The 13,017-nt window shown below is 73.8% G+C and carries 16 protein-coding genes; 8 read left to right on the top strand and 8 right to left on the bottom strand.

Annotated elements, in window-relative coordinates; translation table 11 throughout:
* Position 1: 1 nt before the first annotated feature.
* Positions 2-313: a hypothetical protein gene (locus ACIRBX_RS17285; RefSeq protein WP_402297513.1), complete on the top strand. Its 312-nt coding sequence runs from the start codon at positions 2-4 to the stop codon at positions 311-313.
* Between the two features lie 7 nt (positions 314-320).
* Here the strand turns inward: ACIRBX_RS17285 and ACIRBX_RS17280 are convergent, their stop codons facing one another.
* Positions 321-743, bottom strand: a complete 423-nt coding sequence (locus ACIRBX_RS17280; protein ID WP_402297646.1) for a MarR family winged helix-turn-helix transcriptional regulator — start codon at positions 741-743, stop codon at positions 321-323.
* 137 nt (positions 744-880) lie between these two features.
* Between ACIRBX_RS17280 and ACIRBX_RS17275 the strand changes: the two genes are divergently transcribed.
* Together ACIRBX_RS17275 and ACIRBX_RS17270 are read left to right on the top strand one after the other, a co-directional pair.
* The gene (locus ACIRBX_RS17275; protein ID WP_402297511.1) at positions 881-1,723 is read left to right on the top strand and encodes an alpha/beta fold hydrolase; all 843 of its coding nucleotides are present in this window, start codon (positions 881-883) and stop codon (positions 1,721-1,723) included.
* A 123-nt stretch (positions 1,724-1,846) separates the two neighbouring features.
* Positions 1,847-2,494, top strand: coding sequence for a dihydrofolate reductase family protein (locus ACIRBX_RS17270; RefSeq protein ID WP_402297509.1), 648 nt, complete (start codon positions 1,847-1,849; stop codon positions 2,492-2,494).
* 3 nt (positions 2,495-2,497) lie between these two features.
* Here the strand turns inward: ACIRBX_RS17270 and ACIRBX_RS17265 are convergent, their stop codons facing one another.
* The gene (locus ACIRBX_RS17265; protein ID WP_402297508.1) at positions 2,498-3,655 is read right to left on the bottom strand and encodes a methyltransferase; all 1,158 of its coding nucleotides are present in this window, start codon (positions 3,653-3,655) and stop codon (positions 2,498-2,500) included.
* A gap of 7 nt (positions 3,656-3,662) precedes the next feature.
* Positions 3,663-3,902 (bottom strand): hypothetical protein, encoded by a 240-nt coding sequence (locus ACIRBX_RS17260; RefSeq protein ID WP_402297507.1) that lies wholly within the window; start codon positions 3,900-3,902, stop codon positions 3,663-3,665.
* Positions 3,903-3,920: 18 nt separating this feature from the next.
* Between ACIRBX_RS17260 and ACIRBX_RS17255 the strand changes: the two genes are divergently transcribed.
* From ACIRBX_RS17255 to ACIRBX_RS17245, 3 genes are all read left to right on the top strand, one after another.
* Positions 3,921-4,496: a GNAT family N-acetyltransferase gene (locus ACIRBX_RS17255; protein ID WP_402297506.1), complete on the top strand. Its 576-nt coding sequence runs from the start codon at positions 3,921-3,923 to the stop codon at positions 4,494-4,496.
* Positions 4,497-4,818: 322 nt separating this feature from the next.
* Positions 4,819-5,331 carry a GNAT family N-acetyltransferase gene (locus ACIRBX_RS17250; protein ID WP_402297505.1) on the top strand — a complete coding sequence of 171 codons (513 nt, stop codon included), beginning with the start codon at positions 4,819-4,821 and terminating at the stop codon, positions 5,329-5,331.
* A gap of 71 nt (positions 5,332-5,402) precedes the next feature.
* Positions 5,403-7,046: an arylamine N-acetyltransferase gene (locus ACIRBX_RS17245; RefSeq protein WP_402297503.1), complete on the top strand. Its 1,644-nt coding sequence runs from the start codon at positions 5,403-5,405 to the stop codon at positions 7,044-7,046.
* Positions 7,047-7,053: 7 nt separating this feature from the next.
* On the opposite strand, the gene ACIRBX_RS17240 is transcribed toward ACIRBX_RS17245, so the two are convergent.
* Positions 7,054-7,872 (bottom strand): SDR family NAD(P)-dependent oxidoreductase, encoded by an 819-nt coding sequence (locus tag ACIRBX_RS17240; RefSeq protein ID WP_402297502.1) that lies wholly within the window; start codon positions 7,870-7,872, stop codon positions 7,054-7,056.
* Between the two features lie 283 nt (positions 7,873-8,155).
* Here ACIRBX_RS17240 and ACIRBX_RS17235 point away from each other — a divergent pair, with 283 nt between their 5' ends.
* Complete coding sequence (locus tag ACIRBX_RS17235) at positions 8,156-9,022, top strand: 3-hydroxybutyryl-CoA dehydrogenase (protein ID WP_402297500.1); 867 nt, start codon at positions 8,156-8,158, stop codon at positions 9,020-9,022.
* 64 nt (positions 9,023-9,086) lie between these two features.
* Here ACIRBX_RS17235 and ACIRBX_RS17230 read toward each other — a convergent pair whose 3' ends face one another.
* Positions 9,087-9,269, bottom strand: coding sequence for an antitoxin (locus ACIRBX_RS17230; RefSeq protein ID WP_402297499.1), 183 nt, complete (start codon positions 9,267-9,269; stop codon positions 9,087-9,089).
* A 213-nt stretch (positions 9,270-9,482) separates the two neighbouring features.
* Here ACIRBX_RS17230 and ACIRBX_RS17225 point away from each other — a divergent pair, with 213 nt between their 5' ends.
* A complete protein-coding gene (locus tag ACIRBX_RS17225; protein WP_402297497.1) occupies positions 9,483-10,118 on the top strand; it encodes an HNH endonuclease family protein in 636 nt (211 codons plus the stop codon).
* Positions 10,119-10,189: 71 nt separating this feature from the next.
* Here the strand turns inward: ACIRBX_RS17225 and ACIRBX_RS17220 are convergent, their stop codons facing one another.
* The 3 genes from ACIRBX_RS17220 to ACIRBX_RS17210 form a co-directional block, all read right to left on the bottom strand.
* A complete protein-coding gene (locus ACIRBX_RS17220; RefSeq protein WP_402297496.1) occupies positions 10,190-10,957 on the bottom strand; it encodes a DUF4328 domain-containing protein in 768 nt (255 codons plus the stop codon).
* Between the two features lie 90 nt (positions 10,958-11,047).
* The gene (locus ACIRBX_RS17215; protein WP_402297495.1) at positions 11,048-11,854 is read right to left on the bottom strand and encodes a chitosanase; all 807 of its coding nucleotides are present in this window, start codon (positions 11,852-11,854) and stop codon (positions 11,048-11,050) included.
* A gap of 103 nt (positions 11,855-11,957) precedes the next feature.
* Positions 11,958-12,902, bottom strand: a complete 945-nt coding sequence (locus ACIRBX_RS17210) for a hypothetical protein (RefSeq protein ID WP_402297493.1) — start codon at positions 12,900-12,902, stop codon at positions 11,958-11,960.
* Between the last annotated feature and the right edge of the window lie 115 nt (positions 12,903-13,017).

Here is a 13,017-nt window from a genome sequence, read left to right as displayed (position 1 = left end):
GATGGTCGCGCCGCTGGAGAACCTGACCGCCCTGCGGGTCCGCCTGGTGAGCACGGCCCCGCACCCCCGGCTGCCGGGCTGGCAGCTGGCCCGGGTGGACCTGCTCTCGGCCACCCCCGTCCCGGGCTTCGCCGACCTGCTCTCGGCCCGCACCGGCCGCCCGCTCGACCTGGACATCCGACCGGCCCAGCTGGTCGGGGTGGCGCCGGGCGCGGTGCTGCGGCTGCGGGCCCGGCTGGCCGCCGGGGAGGTGTTCGCCGAGCAGGAGCCCGCCCCCGGGGACTTCACCGTCGAGGAGCCGCCGACCCTCTGACGGACGCTCAGTTCACGTCCACGTCGTCGAACAGCTCCAGCATCCGGCCTAGCACCCGGACGGTGGTCGCCACGTCCGCCTCGCTGACGTCCGGGCCGATCTGCCGCAGCAGGCCGTGCTCCCGCGCCAGCACGGCCGCGATGGCGGCCCGGCCGCCGTCGGTCAGCCGGATCAGCGAGGAGCGCTGGTGGGCCGGATTGGGGACGGCCTCGACCAGGCCGGCCGCCAGCGCGTCGTTGACCATCCGCTGGACGAACTGGCGGCTCAGGGCCTGGGCCCGGCCCATCTGCGGGACGGTCATCGGCCCGTGCTCGCGGATCAGGTCGAGCACGGCCCGGACGCCGACGGACAGCCCCTGCTCGGGGACGTCCGTCTCCACCTTGCGCTGGACCCGCCGGTAGAGCGGGCCGACCAGGGCGAAGACCTCCATCAGCCGGGGGGCGAGGTCGGGTTCACGGGGTGCGTCGTTGGCGGTCACCCACCCATCATGACACCCGAGGTGCCAATTTCCCGAGCAGAATGACAACTGGGTTGTCATCTCTCCCCGGACATGGCACCTTGGTTGTCATGACGAACGCCACCGAGCAGTCCTACGCCGCCACCATCCGCACCTTCGAGTCCGAGGACGGCCCGCTCGCCTACCGCGACGCCGGCTCCGGCCGCCCGGTCGTGCTGCTGCACGGCGGCTTCATGGACTTCACCATGTGGGACGCCCAGGTCGAGGCGCTCTCCGCCTCCCACCGGGTGATCGCCCCGGACGCCCGGGGCCACGGCGCCTCGGCCAACGCGAGCCGCCCGTTCCGCCAGTGCGACGACCTGGCCGCCCTGCTGCGCCACCTCGACCTCGGCCCGGCCGTGCTGGTCGGCCTCTCGATGGGCGCCACCATCGCGGTCGAGACCGTCCTCGAACACCCCGAGCTGGTGGCCGGCATCCTGATCAGCGGCGGCGGCACCCACGAGCCCACCGTCACCGACGAGTGGAACGACCGCGGCCACGTGGTCCACAACACGGCCCTGATGTCCGGCGACATCGAGGGCTGGCTCGACTCGCTCGCCCTCTGGATCGCCGGCCCGCACCGCGAGGTCGCCGACCTCGACCCCGAACTGGTGCGCCGGCGCCGGGACATGGCCCTGCGCACGATCATGAAGCACACCCCGGACGAGCCGAACCACCACCTCCAGGTGCCCGGCACCCTGGCCCGGGCCGCCGAGGTCACCGTCCCGGTGCTGGCGGCCGGCGGCGCGCTGGACTCCCCCGCCCTGCTCTCGCTGGCCACCCCCTTCGCCCAGGGCGCCCCGAACGGCCGGGTCGCCGACATCCCGGGCACCGCGCACATCCCGGCCATGGAGCGGCCGGAGCTCTACACCGCGGTGGTCGAGGGCTTCCTCGCCGAGGTGTACGGCGCCTGACCGGCCGTCAGGACCGGCGCCGCCACGGGGGTGTGGCGTCAGTCCCGACCCGTACCCTCCGGGGCAGACTCGTAGCGTGCGGGCCGCCCGGTCCGCACGCCAGGACCGCCGGAGGTACCACGCATGGCCGAGCAGTTGCTGAGGGTGCAGAACTTCAACGTCTCCGCCGACGGCATCGGAGCGGGCGAGGACCAGACCCTGGAGCGCCCGTTCGGCCACGTCGACCCCGGCCGGCTGTTCGCCTGGGCCGGGGCCACGGCCAGCTGGCCGATGCGCACCGACCCGGGCGGCAGCCGGGGCCTGGACGACCTCTTCACCAGGGACTACGCCCGCAACATCGGCGCCGAGATCATGGGCCGGCACAAGTTCGGCCCGCAGCGCGGCCCGTGGCAGGACCTGGAGTGGCAGGGCTGGTGGGGCGAGGAGCCGCCGTTCCGCACCCCGGTGTTCGTGCTGACCCACCACGAGCGCCCCTCGATCACGCTCTCCGACACCACCTTCCACTTCGTCTCCGGCGAGCCGGCGGCGGTGCTGGAGCGGGCCCGGGAGGCGGCCGACGGCAAGGACGTCCGGCTCGGCGGCGGGGTCACCACGATCCGTCAGTTCCTGGACGCCGACCTGGTCGACACCCTGCACGTGGTGGTCTCGCCGCTGGAGCTCGGCACCGGCCTGCGCCTGTGGGACTCGCCGGACGACCTGCTCGACCGCTTCCACCGGGACGTGGTGCCCAGCCCCAGCGGCGTCACCCACCACCTGTACTGGCGCCGCTGAGGGCTACCGGCGGACGGCCCGCAGCAGGACGAACTTGCGGTCGCTGGCGACGAGTTCGCAGTTGCCGAAGAGCTTCTTCAGCTTGACGTGGTAGCCCAGGTGCCGGTTGCCGACCACCCAGAGCTCGCCGCCCGGGCTCAGCGCGCGGCGGGCCGAGGTGAACATGCCCCAGGCGGTGGCGTCCGTAGTGGCCTGGTGGCTGTGGAACGGCGGGTTGTTGAGCACCACGTCCAGCGTGCCGGGCTCCACCCCGGCCAGCGCGTCGCCCACGGTGAAGGTCGCCTTGGCCGCCGGGCCCAGCGCGTCCCGGAAGGTGGCCTCGGCCGAGGCCACCGCCTGGTGCGACTCGTCCGTGAAGAGCAGCTCGGCCGCCGGGTTGGCCAGCGCGGCGGCGGTGCCGACCACGCCGTTGCCGCAGCCCAGGTCGGCGATCCGGACCGCCCCGGTGGTCGGCGGCAGGTGGGCCAGCAGGAAGCGGGTGCCGATGTCCAGGCGGTCCGCGCAGAACACGCCCGCGTGGTTGGTGACGGTCCGTCCGGAGACCGGCCCGATGCCCTCCTCCAGCGCATACCGCAGCGGCCACGGGCTGGCGGTGCGGGGCAGCGCCGGGTCCGGGGTGCAGAAGATCAGCCGGGCCTTGCGGACCGCCAGCGAGGTCCTGGTCGGGCCGATGATCCGCTCGAACAGCCGCAGCGTGGAGGTGTGGATGTCGGTCACCATGCCGGTGCCCACCACCACCGTCCCGGCGTGCACGGCCGGGGCCAGCCGGTGCAGCTGGTCCTCCAGCAGCGCCAGGCTCTTGGGCACCCGCACCAGCAGCACGTCGATCCGCTCCGGCGGCGGGTCCTGGGTGGTGAGCAGCTCCACCTCGCCCTCCGCCACCCCGGCCCGGGCCAGATTGGCCCGGGTGGCCTGCCGGCCGAGGTGGGAGTCGGAGATCTGCACCGGGCGGTGCGCGGCCAGCGCGGTGACCAGCGCGCCCCAGCGGTCGCCGAACACCACCGGACGGCCGGTCAGCGGGACGGGCGGTGCGTCGTCGGTGCCGGCGAGGTGGCGCAGCAGGTAGTCGTCCGCCGCGTCCCAGGCCCGCAGGAGGTTCCGGGGGTCGTCGGGGTAACGGCTGAGTTCGAGCTCGCCCCAGGGCGTGGTGAAGGTTTCCATCGTGCCCTCAGGCTATCCGAGCTGCGTCGCCGTCCGGCCCGGCGCGCAGCCCGGCAGGGAGGACGGCCAGGCAGCGGTGCGCGGTGGCGGTGCGGTCGCCGGGGGCGGCGCCGTGCACCTCGACGGCGTGGGCGAGGCCGCACATCGGCGGCCCGTCCGTCTCCACCGAGCTGCACGGCGCCGGACCGCGCGGGCAGGCGGGGCCCCGACGGGCGGCGGCCGGTCGGCTAGCCTGACGGTCCGCCACGAGGGGGTCCCGGAACCGATGACGCCGTTCTCACTGCCCGTCAGCACCGAACGCCTGGTGCTGCGCCCGTTCACCCCGGACGACCTGGACGCGGTGCACGCGTACCAGCGGCTGCCCGAGGTGGCCCGCTACCTCTACCGGCCGCCGCTCACCAGGGAGCAGTGCGCGGAGAGCCTGGCGAAGCGCGCGGCCGGGACGTCCTGGACCGCGGACGGCGACGCGCTGGTGCTCGCCGTCCAGCCTGCGGGCGAGGCGGACGTGGTCGGCGAGATCGTCCTGAAGCTGGCGGACGCCCGGGCCCGCCAGGCCGAGATCGGCTGGGTCTTCCACCCCGGGGCCGGCGGCCGGGGCTACGCGACCGAGGCGGCCCGGGCCGCCGCCGGGCTGGCCTTCGGCACCCTGGGGGTGCACCGGCTGTTCGCCCGCCTCGACGTGCTGAACACCGGATCGGTCCGGGTGTGCGAACGGCTCGGCCTGCGCCGGGAGGCGCACCTGGTGGAGAACGACCTGGACGGCGACCGCTGGGGCAGCGAGTACGTCTACGCGCTGCTCGCCCGCGAGTGGCCCCCGGACGTGGCCCCGCACGGCTCCTGACGGCCCGTTGACTGGCCCCGTCCGGCCCGGCGGCCCGGGGGCTGTCTCCTTGGTGGGGTCGGCCGTGACACCGTGCGGCTCCGCCACCTGGCCGGGCGTCGTGGGACTACGCGGCGGGGTGGGGCACCTTCCGGCCGGAGGCTGGGACGCCGAAGGCGGGGCGGAGGCACCTCCCGGCCGGAGGCCGGGGGAAGTCCACGGGAGCATCGGCGACCGACGAGAAGCCAGAGAGGTACGTGGTCCGGCGGCGCCCGCCCAAGCGGCGGAGCCGCACGGTGTCACAGCCGACCCCACCGAGGAGACAACCCCTAAGGTCGGTGGCATGGCCACCATCCTGCACGGCGACGCCGTGACGCTGCGCCCCGCCACCGCCGACGACGTCCCCCGGCTGGCCGAGATCCGGGACACCCCCGAGGTGCGGGCCCGCTGGCGCGGCAGCGCCGACCTGCTCGCCGAGGTGGCGGAGGACCTGGCCGACCCGGAGACCGAGGTGTTCGCGGTGGAGCACGGGGGCCGGGTGGTCGGCGCGGTGCAGTGGTACGCCGAGACCGACCCGGAGTACCGGCACGCGGGAATCGACCTCTTCCTGGACCCCTCGGTGCACGGCCGGGGCCTGGGCACCGACACGGTCCGCACCCTGGCCCGCCACCTCACCACCACCCTCGGCCACCACCGCCTGGTGATCGACCCGGCGGCCGACAACGCGGCGGCGATCCGCTGCTACGCCAAGGCCGGCTTCCGCCCGGTCGGCGTGATGCGCCGCTACGAGCGCGGCGCGGACGGCAGCTGGCACGACGGCCTGCTGATGGACCTGCTGGCCGACGAGCTGACCTGAGCCCTCGTCAGCAGGTCACGAGCGGCAAAAGGGGCTGCGCGGGGCCGGGCCGCTGAGCGATCATCTCCGGCATGACCGATCCCCTCGCAGCGGCGCAGCAACTCGTCAAGTCGGCCTTCCCGGAGGCGGTCGCCGCCTTCCTCGGCGGATCCACCGCCCGGGGGGAGGCGACGGCCGGGTCCGACCTGGACCTGGTGGTGATCCGCCCCGAGGGGTTCGAGGTCCACCGGGAGACGGTCCGCTTCGAGGGCTGGCCGGTCGAGCTGTTCGTCCAGACGCCGTCCTCGACCCGGGCGTTCTTCGACTGGGACCGGGTGCACGCGGTGCCCTCGCTGATCTCGATGTGCGCCACCGGTCTGACCCTGTGCGACGCCGACGGCACCGCCGCCGAGCTCCGCGCCGAGGCGGCCCGGCTGCTGGCGGCCGGGCCGGCGCCCGTCCCGGCGGAGACCCTGGAGACCCGGCGGTACCTGCTGACCGACCTGTACGACGACCTGGCGGACGAGCGGCCCCGGGAGGAGCGGGCGGTGATCGCCGCCCAGGTGCTGGAGCGGGCCTCCGAGCTGCTGCTGTCGAGCGGCGGCCACTGGCAGGGCAAGGGCAAGTGGCTGCCCCGGATGCTGCGCGCCGCCCACCCGGAGCTCGGCGGCCGGCTGCTGGACAGCTACCTCGGGCTGCTCGCGGGCGGCCCCGCCGGGCCGTTCGCGGCGGCGGTGGCCGAGGTGCTGGCGCACTGCGGCGGCGAGCTGCGCGAGGGGTACCGCCGGGTGGCCGACGCGAAGGTGCTGGCGGGCCCGCCCCGGCCGGCCGGGGCGACGGAGCGTCAGGCGGAGCCCGCCGAGCTGCCGGCCGAGCTGGTCGCCGGCTACCTGGAGCGCCTGGGCACCGGGCATCCGGGGCCGCCGACGGTGGCCGCGCTGTTCGCCCTGCACCGGGCGCACGTCGAGCGGGTGCCGTACGAGACCCTGGACATCCACCTCGACCGGCCGACCACCATCGACCCGGCCGACTCCGCCCGCCGGATAGCCGCGGGCCGGGGCGGCTACTGCTTCCACCTGAACGGCGCCTTCGCCGCCCTGCTGACCTCGCTCGGCTACGACGTCCGGCTGCACGTCGGCGGGGTGCAGAGCGGCCCCGAGGACCCGGCCGGCGCGGACGCCAACCACCTCGCGCTGACCGTGCGCTGCGAGGGCCGGGAGTTCCTGGTGGACGTCGGCCTCGGCGACGCGCTGCACGAGCCGCTGCCCTTGCGCGAGGGGACGTACCGTCAGGCGCCGCTCACCTTCGTGCTGGCCGCCTCGGCGGCCGAGCCCGGGGGCTGGCGGCTGGCGAACGACCCGCAGGGCTCCTTCACCGGCATGGACTTCCGCGAGGGCCCGGCCACCGGGATGGCCGACTTCCGGGCGCAGCACCAGTGGCTCTCGACCGCGCCGGAGTCCCCGTTCGTCCGGGTGGCCACCGTGCTGCGCCGGGACGCCGAGGTGGTGGAGACGCTGCGCGGCTGCGTGCTGGTGCGGGTCACCGCCGAGGGCCGGACGGTCACCGAGTACACCGACCCGGACGCCTGGTACGCGCTGCTGACCGGCCCGTTCGGCCTCGCGCTGGACGGCCCGCTGGGCCTGGACGGGGCGGACCGCGAGCGGCTCTGGGCCAGGGTGCACGGCGCCCACCTGGCCTGGAAGGAGGCCACCGGCTGGACGCCGCCGGTCTCCTGACGGCGCCTCAGGCCATCGGGTCGTCCTCCCCGTAGGGGCGCAGCCGCAGCGTCCGGGCGTCGCTCTCCCGGATCTGCTCCGCCCGCTCGCAGAGCAGCTCCAGGTTGTCCCGCCCGGCGTGGATGAAGCGTCCGTGGAGGGCGTCGAACCGCCCGCGGGCGGCGTCCACCGTGACGGCCACCATGTACGGGATGGAGCCCCAGGCCTTCATGTCGCGGAACATCGGCATCCCGGCGGTCATCTCGGTGGCCACCGCGCCGGGGCTGATGTCCAGCACCACCACCCGCCGCTCGGCCAGCGAGTCGGCGATGTTGTCGGAGAGCTTGAGCAGGGCGCCCTTGGAGGTGGCGTAGGCGGTGTAGTGGCCGTCCGGGCGGAGCGCGAAGCCGGAGTTGAGGTTGACCACCCGGCCGCGCCGCCGCTCGACCATGCCGGGCAGCACGGTGCGCAGCAGGTTGTACGGGCCGCGCAGGTTGGTCTCCACCACCTGCCACCACTGGTTCGGGTCGGTCTCCCAGAGCGGGACCTCCTCGCGGTCCACCTGCCCGGCGTTGTTGACCAGCAGGTCCACCGGCCCGAGGTCGCGCTCCACCGCCCGGACGGCCTCCCGGACCGAGCCGTGCCGGGTCACGTCCGCCGTCACCGCGACCCCGCGCGCCCCGTGCCGGACGCACTCGCGCAGCGTCTCGGTCAGGCTGTCGTGGTTGCGTCCGAGCAGCCCGACCGCCATCCCCTCGGCGGCCAGCCCGACCGCCAGCTCCCGCCCGATGCCGCGCCCGGCCCCGGTGATCAGCGCGACCTGTCCTACCAGCGATCCGCTCGGCATGGTGGCCTGCTCCCTCCTCGACTGCTGCTGTCCTGCCGCCGATTCTTCGGGCCCGCCCCGGGGCCGCTGTGGATCACCGGGCCGCTTGTCATCCGATCGGCTCAGGGTGCGCACCCGCACCGTTCGATCACCGGGGAGGGCGGGATCACATGACGGACCGCAGATGTACTCGCCGGTAGCCGGGTAGTACGGTCGTCCGGGCGGCGCGTACGGCCACGACACCGGCGCACCACCCGTCAGAGCACGCTGGGCCACCCCCAGCTCCACCGTGAAGGGCAACTGAGTGAGTGACATCGCGCGCGTCGGGGTAGTCGGCTGCGGACTGATGGGTTCGGGCATCGCCGAGGTGTTCGCCCGGGCCGGGCTGGAGGTGCTGGTCTCGGAGGCCACCGGCGAGGCCCTGGAGTTCGGCCGGACCCGGCTGACCAACTCGCTGGAGACCGCCGTCCGGCGCGGCAAGCTGACGGAGGAGCAGCGGGACGAGACGCTGGCCCGGATCTCCTTCACCACCGACCTGGCCGACTTCGCCGACCGCGACCTGGTGGTCGAGGCGGTGGCGGAGCAGGAGGAGGTCAAGACGAAGATCTTCCAGACCCTGGACCAGGTGGTCGAGCGCCGGGACGCCATCCTGGCCTCCAACACCTCCTCCATCCCGATCGTGAAGCTGGCCGCCTCCACCTCCCGCCCGGAGCAGGTGATCGGCCTGCACTTCTTCAACCCGGCGCCGGTGCAGAAGCTGGTCGAGGTGATCCCCACCCTGACCACCTCCGCCGAGACCACCTCCCGGGTCGAGGAGTTCGCCGTCCAGGTGCTCGGCAAGGAGCCGATCCGGGCCCGCGACCGGGCCGGCTTCGTGGTCAACGCGCTGCTGGTGCCCTACCTGCTCTCGGCCGTCCGGATGTTCGAGTCCGGCGTCGCCACCGCCGCCGACATCGACAAGGGCATGGAGGCCGGCTGCGCCCACCCGATGGGCCCGCTGCGGCTGTGCGACCTGATCGGCCTGGACACCATCGTCTCGATCGCCGAGTCGATGTACGACGAGTACAAGGAGCCGCTGTACGCCGCTCCCCCGCTGCTCTCCCGGATGGTCGACGCGGGCCTGCTCGGCCGCAAGTCCGGCCGGGGCTTCTACGACTACACCGCCGCCTGACCTCAGGCGCGCAGCACGGGAGGCCGGAGCCCTGAGGGGCTCCGGCCTCCCGTCGTACCCACGGCTACTGCGGGGCGGGCGGCTCCTGGTGGGTGCCGAGCTGCTCGTTGATCCTCTGCTGGGCGGTGTCGACCTGGCTCGCGTACTTGCCGCCGGTCTTCTCGTCCACCATGTCGCCGGCCTTCTCGACGCCGGAGCGGGCGGTGTCCTCGTGGCCCTTGATCATGTTCTTCAGCTTCTCGAACACGGTGCGGTCCTTCCCTGTGGAGCGTGGCTGGACGTTCCCATGGTCGACGTCACGCGGCCGGCGCGCATCCGCTGTGCACGTCCGGAGCGAGAAATTCACCTCCGGGGTCTACCCGCGTAAACACCACCTGCACCATGATGGCGGGGCCATGCCACCCCAGGCTGCCCGCAGCCCACGGGTCGTCAACTCCCCCTCACCGTGCTGGAGTTCGCCATGCCCCGATTCCGTCGTGCCCTCGCCGCCACCGGTGCCGCACTGCTCGGCGCCGCCGCCCTGCTGACCGCCGCCGCGCCGGCCCAGGCCGCCCTGCCCACTCCCGTCTCGGCCGCCACCGCCCGCAGCTACCTGGCCTCGCTGACGGTGAGCGCCGAATCCCACGAGTCGACCTACGACCGGGCGCTCTTCCCGCACTGGATCACCATCTCGGGCACCTGCAACACCCGCGAGACGGTGCTCAAGCGGGACGGCTCCGGCGTGGTCACCGACTCGGCCTGCGCCTCGGTCTCCGGCTCCTGGTACAGCCAGTACGACGCCCTCACCTTCACCGCCTCCGGCAGCCTGGACATCGACCACATGGTGCCGCTCGCCGAGGCCTGGCGCTCCGGCGCCTGGGCCTGGAGCACCGCCCAGCGCCAGGCCTTCGCCAACGACCTGACCCGCCCCCAGCTGATCGCCGTCAGCGCGAGCAGCAACCGCAGCAAGGGCGACCAGGACCCGTCCAGCTGGCTGCCGCGCGCCGCCTACCAGTGCACCTACACCCGGGCCTGGGTCCAGGTGAAGTACTACTACGGCCTCTCGGTGGACAGCGCCGAGAAGTCCGCGCTCTCCTCGGTGCTGAACGGCTGCTGACGCGCCGGAGCCCCGGGGCGGCCCACACCACCCCGGGGCTCCGCGGCCACCGCCCGTCGGCCCGGCGGCCGTTACGGCTGCCGACCGGATGCCGCCCACTGCCAGGACACCTGCGGCCCGGCGGCGTACCGGGCGATCGCGGCGGTCTGAAGCGCCGTCAGCCGGCGGACCACCAGGATCGCCAGCACCGCCGCGACCGCGTCCAGCAGGTCGGTGGCCGCCGTCAGGGAGAAGCTGAGCACGTACTCGGCGGGCTCCCTCGCGGCGCCGTACACCTGGGCGTCGACCATCCCGGCCCCCTGGCCCACCAGCCAGAGCGCCCACCACCAGCGGAGCAGACCGGTGGCGGGCGCGGGGCCCTCCTGCGGGGCGGTGGCCCGCCAGGCGTCCCGGGTCATCTGGTAGGGGAACCAGAACGACACCACGGGGACGATCCACCCCCACACCGTCCACCCCGGCGACCGGCTCTGCCGCTGCCAGGGCGCCAGCGCCAGCGCGTTGCCGCGGGCCCGGTGGAACCAGAAGAGGAAGACCAGGCCGCAGACGACGAAGGCCACCATGGACACCATCGAGACCATCGCCCCGACCACCTCGTCCGCCACCGTGAGGTCGCCCGGCAGGCCGGGGTCGTCCACCAGGCGCTGGTAGTCCGCCCGGACCACCAGCGAGACGAAGGCGTCCAGCAGGTCGACCAGCACCACCAGCCCCAGCATCACCATCGCCGCCACCGCAGGACCGCGCAGTGACCGGAGGGCGACCGGCGGCGCCGGAGCCTCCTGCCACTGCGGCGGTGCCTGCCACGGCGAGGACGGAGGAGGACTGCTCTGTTCGGAGTTCACGCCGCGATCCCGTTCACTGTGCCCCCACCGTCCGGGGGACCGGAACGGTCATGTGATCACAGCCGCGCAGCGGATTTCCAAACGTTACCGTCAGCTGTTGATGCTGAAGCTGTCGCCGTAGACCTTCCACTTCAGCGGCGGGTTGAGGTCGAAGTTCTTGGCCTTCAGGAAGACCCGCTGGGCGGTGTCCACCCGGCTGGTGTCGCTGTGCGCCTCCTCCTGCTGCATCGCCCAGACCCGGGCGTCCAGGAAGGCGTTCAGGTAGGTGGTCTCGTCGCCGCCCTGGGCCGGGGTCTTGGCCTTGCCGAGGGCGCGCTTGCGGATGTTGGAGAAGCTGGTGGAGTCGCCGCCGTTGCCGTGCATCACGATGGCGTCGTAGTAGGCGAACTGGCCCAGCGCGCGCAGGCCGTCGGCCTTCGCCTGCTTGACCGCCGGGTTGAAGTAGACCCGGTCGCGCTCGTCGTTCTGGGCCTGCTGGAAGACCGAGTCCTTGGCGGCGGTGGCCCAGTCCTTCTCGAAGGCGGAGCCGAGGCCGGCGTGCGACTCGGTGCCGTTCACCTTGCGCAGCGCGGGCAGGTACTTGGCCAGGATGTTGCCGGGCTTGAGGTCGGTGTAGTGCTCGACCAGGTCGAGCATGTCGCCGGTGCCGGAACAGAAGCCGATGATCCCGGCGGTGTAGCCCCGGCCGTCCTTGATGTCCTCGATGTACTTGTACTGGGCCTTCCAGTCCAGCGAGGAGTTCTCCGCGCTGGAGACCAGCTTCATCGCGATCTCCTTCTTCGCCGGGTCGTCCAGACCCGCCCCGGCGGCCTGGGCGGTGGTGCCGGTGACCAGGGTGAGGGAGACGGCGGCGGCCAGCAGGCCGGTGATCGCGGTACGGCGGCGCACGACAGTCATGGGGAACTCCGTGGGGGAAGCGGAAGTTAGGAAACTTTCCTAACGAAGACAGATTGAACCGTGCCCGCGCCCGGCCCGCAAGACCGGACGCGCGACAACTCCGTCAAACCTTCGGGCAGTTGCCCGGCCCCCCAAGGGGCACCGCGACGCAGTAGGCACCCCCGTCGGCCGGCACCGCACCCGCCGGAAGGGTGAAGACGGCCACCCGCGAGACCGGCATCACCACCTCCCCCACCCGGCTCGCCAGGTCCGCCCGGTCACCCGCGTCACCCAGCCGGTAGAGGCCGACCGGGACCATCTCGCCGGGCCGGTAGCCGGAGACCACCAGGTGGCGGGCGGTGCCGACCGGTGCAGCCGGGGCGTCCGCCCCCGGATGGTCCGGCAGGGCGACGCCCTGGCCGTGCTGGGCCGTCAAGGTGCCCTGCTGGGCGGTGAGTTGGAACGAACCGGCCTTGGCAAGCGCCTCCCGGGGCACGTTCGGCGGCACCAAGCGCCAGGGCCGGCTGCCCTGGACGGCCCCGTCCTCCCCGTAGACCACCAACCCGGCCCCGCCGAACAGCGCCTCGGCCGGCTCCTCCCCCTCCGCCACCGCCTCCGCCCGGGGCAGCACCCCGGTCCGGAAGGTCCGGCTGCCGACCGCGAGCGTCACGGCCACCTCCTGGTCCGCCCGGAAGCCGTGCAGGCAGAGCGCGACCGGCTCGGTCAGCCGCAGCTCCACCGGGCCGTTGGCCGCGCTGCTGAGCCAGACCGCCGGACCCTCGCTGTAGGCGGGCGGGAGCTGATCCCGGCTCAGGTCCCGGGCACAGTCAGGGCGTTCCGGCTCCGCGGGGACGGCCAGGGCGATCTGCGCGGCCAGCGGCGCCACGTCGGTCTCCCCCGGCCCGGGGCTCGGGGAGGGCTCCGGCGTGGGTGACGGACTGGGGCTGGGGCTGGGCGCCACGCTCACCGGCGGTTCGGGCACGCTCTGGGAGGAACGTTCCGCCGCACCCCCGCAGGCCGCCACCAGCAGCACACTGCCGCCCACCAACCAGACCCCGGCCTGTCGCATGCGTCCTCCTCGGTCCACCTACCGCTACGAGGCTAGGCAGAACCCACCGCACACGACCGACCACGACGCGACGGCGTCCGGGTGACACAGGTGTACGACGGCGCACGGCTCCGCC

Origin of the sequence: Kitasatospora sp. NPDC096147 (assembly GCF_044763225.1) — a bacterium.
Lineage (GTDB): Bacteria > Actinomycetota > Actinomycetes > Streptomycetales > Streptomycetaceae > Kitasatospora.
Note: the sequence above shows the minus strand (reverse complement) of the source record. Positions and strands in the feature narration are given on the sequence as shown.

Coding starts and splice junctions, on each gene's coding strand:
- ACIRBX_RS17270 (WP_402297509.1), top strand. CDS start 1,847: ATGGCCGAGCAGTTGCTGAGGGTGCAGAACTTCAACGTCTCCGCCGAC.
- ACIRBX_RS17225 (WP_402297497.1), top strand. CDS start 9,483: ATGCCCCGATTCCGTCGTGCCCTCGCCGCCACCGGTGCCGCACTGCTC.
- ACIRBX_RS17275 (WP_402297511.1), top strand. CDS start 881: ATGACGAACGCCACCGAGCAGTCCTACGCCGCCACCATCCGCACCTTC.
- ACIRBX_RS17240 (WP_402297502.1), bottom strand. CDS start 7,872: ATGCCGAGCGGATCGCTGGTAGGACAGGTCGCGCTGATCACCGGGGCC.
- ACIRBX_RS17245 (WP_402297503.1), top strand. CDS start 5,403: ATGACCGATCCCCTCGCAGCGGCGCAGCAACTCGTCAAGTCGGCCTTC.
- ACIRBX_RS17280 (WP_402297646.1), bottom strand. CDS start 743: ATGGAGGTCTTCGCCCTGGTCGGCCCGCTCTACCGGCGGGTCCAGCGC.
- ACIRBX_RS17255 (WP_402297506.1), top strand. CDS start 3,921: ATGACGCCGTTCTCACTGCCCGTCAGCACCGAACGCCTGGTGCTGCGC.
- ACIRBX_RS17215 (WP_402297495.1), bottom strand. CDS start 11,854: ATGACTGTCGTGCGCCGCCGTACCGCGATCACCGGCCTGCTGGCCGCC.
- ACIRBX_RS17250 (WP_402297505.1), top strand. CDS start 4,819: ATGGCCACCATCCTGCACGGCGACGCCGTGACGCTGCGCCCCGCCACC.
- ACIRBX_RS17210 (WP_402297493.1), bottom strand. CDS start 12,902: ATGCGACAGGCCGGGGTCTGGTTGGTGGGCGGCAGTGTGCTGCTGGTG.
- ACIRBX_RS17265 (WP_402297508.1), bottom strand. CDS start 3,655: ATGGAAACCTTCACCACGCCCTGGGGCGAGCTCGAACTCAGCCGTTAC.
- ACIRBX_RS17285 (WP_402297513.1), top strand. CDS start 2: ATGGTCGCGCCGCTGGAGAACCTGACCGCCCTGCGGGTCCGCCTGGTG.